Raw genomic sequence first — 4,166 nt, 5'->3', positions numbered from 1 at the left:
AGTAGTGAATTGAGGTCTTTTGATTTTAAAAATTCAAACTCGTTGATCAATTCTTTGAAATTCCAGTTTTTTAGTTTCTTCGCTCAATTGGTTAAAATTCTATTTTTGATTTCGACTAACGCTTTAGGGTCTCGGAAGGAATCTTAATTTCTAAGAATCGGATTTGATTTTTGAATCCTGAATTGCAGTTTTGATCCTTCTTCCATGTTCCTGATTTTCAGCTTTTGCATTAAGAAAACAAAATCATAGAAAAAATTCCTTGTTTTTAAATCTGGTATCGAGCTTTGCTTTTTTTCATAAAAAGTTATGCAAGCAGCTCTAAAAACATTATCTTCAACACTTCCCAATCAATCCGACAAGAACATCGTGACTTGGTCTGAAATCTGTATATCTCATCAGACTTATCACAACCGAAATGGGAATCAGTTATTTCCTGTAACACCTGAAACACAAAGTAAGAGTCCTACTGAAATGAAGATCCCTCAAGATCTGAATTTGAGTATCACAAATACGTTCACTCCTTTAGCACCCACCAAGTCACCTTCACGTCCTAAACCACTGACATCAGCACAACTGAAAGAGAAACGTAAGAACCCAGCAATCAACATTGACTTCTTTACGAACCTCACTAAGAAGATCCTGAATGACTTCTACCCAAAGTATTGCCCTAACTGCCCAGGCAAGCTATTAACTAAAGAGATATCAACTCAACCTGAATTGATCCGCTGTGAGGGATGTAGGTATCTAACGTCAAGACTGAGCTACACTCCCCTCATCACATGAAAATTCCGTTATATATGTTCTCATACGTTCTCTATGAGAGCATGATACAATTTCCAAAGACCCTCACTTCAACTGAGATTAGTAAACGATTGAATGTATCATACAAAGGCGCGGCAAATTTGAAGCAAAGATTCCAAGTCTTTGCCTCACAGCAATTACCAAAATACAAGCAACTGACATATGACGCTCTTGATCGAGAGTTCAAAGGCTTCACCCTACCCCCTGACGAAAACACTGATATTACTCATTTAATGGAAAATAGACCATATGTCTCAGCTGATACGATGGTGCTTTTTTCAGCTTCACAGCGAGCAAATGGCGGAAGAAAACGATACAGACATGGAGGAAGTACAGCCTCTATTTACCTTTCTGACAGCTTAGGAGGAAGGCAAGTCGGCACTCTAGTTCACACAATTGGAGTGAAGAAAGGCCCTGTGTTTTTTAATTCAGTGCCCAATCAGAAGGCATCTGTATTAGGACCAATCATCAAGGATCATCTTCCATTACACACACCTCTGATGACTGATGAAGGGTATCCTTGGCTTTGGGGAATTTACCCTAACCATCGATCAGTAAACCATTCTGCAAGGTCCAAAGACATTCGTTACAGATGGGCTAAAGATCGATGGAGTCGCTGTGGTGTCTCAAATGCTGTATCTGAGGGAAATCAACGTCTGCTCAAGACAGCTTTTGCTTCGTACTATTATATCCGTCCTGAAAACTCAACTCGCTATTTGAATGAATTCTCCTTCTTGAAGAATGCTCAAGTCTTCGGGTTGGATGTGCTGATCAGTGGTGATGGGAGTGATTGTTGGAAATGGAATTTTTTCTCTGACGAATCCGGGAGGCCGAAGGCGGTTGGGATTCGGGGGAAAAAATTCCGTTTCAAGTAGTTTGACAAACATTCTACACATTGAAACCCCATAAAGAAACGCAAGTCTCCTGAGTTCTATCCAATCATCTTCAAAAGGTCGAAAAGGAAATCTCTTCAATTCGAGCTTTTGTTTTTGATAACCAATCTTATCTCTTTGAGTTTGCTTTGGAACCGATAGCAAATACCATTTTTTATAAATACAGTGATTCAAAAGTAACCTTAAAGAACCCGCGTCACGAATTCTTCTGTTTAAAAATGGAACCAGTTCTTTAGGAATATTGAGATCTGCTGGAGAACCCAGCTTCTTCAGATTCCTTTGAGAATCCAAAACTAAAATAGCTTTCCGATCAGATTGCGTTCTTCCAGAACGGTTTGGTTTCAATAAGCGCAAATGTCGAATTGGTTGTTTTGCTTTTTTTGTCTTCATACCGGTAACGGTTCCGGGAATCGTTCAATCGGTTCTGCTTTTTGAAAAAAATCTCCTTTTTTGGATCTGATCTTTACTCTATGGGTAAATATTATAATATTCTGATTTTTTACAGTTTTTCCCTAAAATTCTCACAACTTTAATTCAATGCTAGTTTTTAATAGTGATTTAAGGTCGGGAAACCGTCCCAAAGAAAAATTCTGAACAACATTATACAACTGCCATTTTACGCAGATGACCTTTCTGGGGATTCTCGAGAATTATTAAAGTCTATTAAAATTGAAAAAAAGATAGATTTCCTCTTTGAAAAAATTCGTTGGATAAACAAAATTTCTGAATTGCCAATTTTTTGGTTGCTAAAATCTTTCCAAGAGGCTCCTCCCTTACTTTCATTTTCGTCAAATACAAGGAGCATTTTGTATTTGCCATACTTTTTACGGTTCTTTTGGTAGATGTAATCGTTCGAAATTTTATGAAAAAATTCTAATTCTTTTAAATTCAGAACTTTCTCTTTTTTGAAGAATAGGCTGTAGTTCCGACCTATTATAAGATATTTATTTTAGAAAATTGTATATTACTAAGAGCTATATAACAAGGGCCTAAAATTCTACGTCTAAAATTTATATTTACATCTCAAATGAGAAACTGAAAAGTTCGCAGAAACTCTGATTACCGATTAAAAGATTTGAAGCCTGTCTCAAAATTTTAAAAGAAATCAACTATAACCATTCAGCAAATTCGTAACAAAAAATAGAAGTCCGCACATCCTAAGATTTTGAAACAAATTTTTAGTCGAAAACATCCAAGAGAATTTAGACATCAATAGAGTTGTTGAAAAATTCCATGATTCAGTTTAACAAAACCGCTTCAAACTCCCATTTCAATAGGGCAGAAACGGACAGAGGATTAATTTTCAACAACTCTATTGTCATTTAGTATTTAGTATTTAAAATTTATTGCTTATCTTTTATCATCTCACATTCGACGTGTAAAGTCTTGAGCATTGTAACACTTAAAACCAAACATTATTACATAACTTATTTGAGGGTCGGTAGACCAACCTCGTATTTACAAGTAAATATCGGAACCATATAAAGTGTAAATCATTTCGAAATAAATTTTTTTGGAAATTTTTCCGATAGTAACGATATCTTTAAGAATCAATTCTCTCTCAAAAAGGTTTTCAATGCGAATAGATTCAAAAATCATTATAGGCTATAAACTCATCAACACGTAGATAACGTGAGCAGGGTCGGTAAGAAGGAAAACAGAGAAAGCTCTTGTACAGAAAAGCGCCAGATCACATATTGAACTAAATTTCCAGCAAGAAAGGGGTTAAATATGGATCTGACAGAGATATTTTGTGCGATAGACGATTATTGTACACAACAAAAAATAAACTGGAACGTGAAAATACTTTTGTCCGGTGGTTCGAAAAAGAAACCGAAAATTTCAGTTAAGCCTGAGTGAAGTAGCAACGATTGTTGTCTGTTTTCATCTTTCTCATTATAGAGAATTTAAAAATTATTATCTGATAGAAATAAAAAAGAATTTAAAATCGGAATTTCCAAAAGCGGTAAGTTACAATCGTTTTGTTGAACTGATGCCTAACGCGTTATCTGTCATAGCTTCCTTTCTATCAAATTCTTGTCTGGGAAAATGTTCGGGAATATCGTTCATTGATTCTACGATTCTCAAAGTATGCGACAACAGAAGAATCCATTCTCATAAGAACCTGTCCAGTCTCGATTTTTTCTTATGGAAAAAACCGGAACTGAACAGAACCTTGCAGCTTGATCTTTGGTAAAATAAAATGAAGTTTTTAGAACACGCTGTAAAGTATTTAAAGATACTGCACAACGAGGGAAATCAAGCACAGGCTGGTTTTATGGCTTTAAATTGCATTTAATCGTAAATGATCAAGGTGAAATATTATCATTTATGATTACTCCTGGAAACGTCGACGACAGGAATTCAAAAGTGATTTTTCCACTTGTTAAGAATATTTACGATAAGACCTGCCCTCACAGTTCTTTCTACGAAAAACCGAGACGGACAGACCTTGCAGCTGACTTTGGTAAA

The 4,166-nt window shown here is 35.8% G+C and carries 1 protein-coding gene and 3 pseudogenes; 3 read left to right on the top strand and 1 reads right to left on the bottom strand.

The window, feature by feature from the left end; translation table 11 throughout:
- Window positions 1-306: 306 nt before the first annotated feature.
- Window positions 307-1,592: pseudogene (locus tag LEP1GSC062_RS23015) on the top strand (transposase); the annotation flags it as partial.
- Here LEP1GSC062_RS23015 and LEP1GSC062_RS07510 read toward each other — a convergent pair.
- On the bottom strand, window positions 1,506-2,084 hold the full coding sequence (locus LEP1GSC062_RS07510; protein WP_010576110.1) for a DUF1564 family protein: 579 nt from the start codon (window positions 2,082-2,084) through the stop codon (window positions 1,506-1,508). The pseudogene LEP1GSC062_RS23015 and the gene LEP1GSC062_RS07510 sit on opposite strands and share 87 nt — an antisense overlap.
- Window positions 2,085-3,425: 1,341 nt before the next feature.
- Between LEP1GSC062_RS07510 and LEP1GSC062_RS25490 the strand changes: the two are divergent.
- Window positions 3,426-3,813, top strand: a pseudogene (locus LEP1GSC062_RS25490) (transposase family protein); the annotation flags it as partial.
- A gap of 107 nt (window positions 3,814-3,920) precedes the next feature.
- Window positions 3,921-4,100, top strand: a pseudogene (locus LEP1GSC062_RS25485) (transposase); the annotation flags it as partial.
- Window positions 4,101-4,166 lie beyond the last annotated feature (66 nt).

Source organism: Leptospira alexanderi serovar Manhao 3 str. L 60 (assembly GCF_000243815.2).
GTDB classification, from domain to species: Bacteria; Spirochaetota; Leptospiria; order Leptospirales; family Leptospiraceae; genus Leptospira; species Leptospira alexanderi.
Note: the sequence above shows the minus strand (reverse complement) of the source record. Positions and strands in the feature narration are given on the sequence as shown.

Excerpts from the sequence above, each read along its gene's own strand:
- LEP1GSC062_RS07510 (WP_010576110.1), bottom strand. The coding sequence starts at position 2,084 with ATGAAGACAAAAAAAGCAAAACAACCAATTCGACATTTGCGCTTATTG.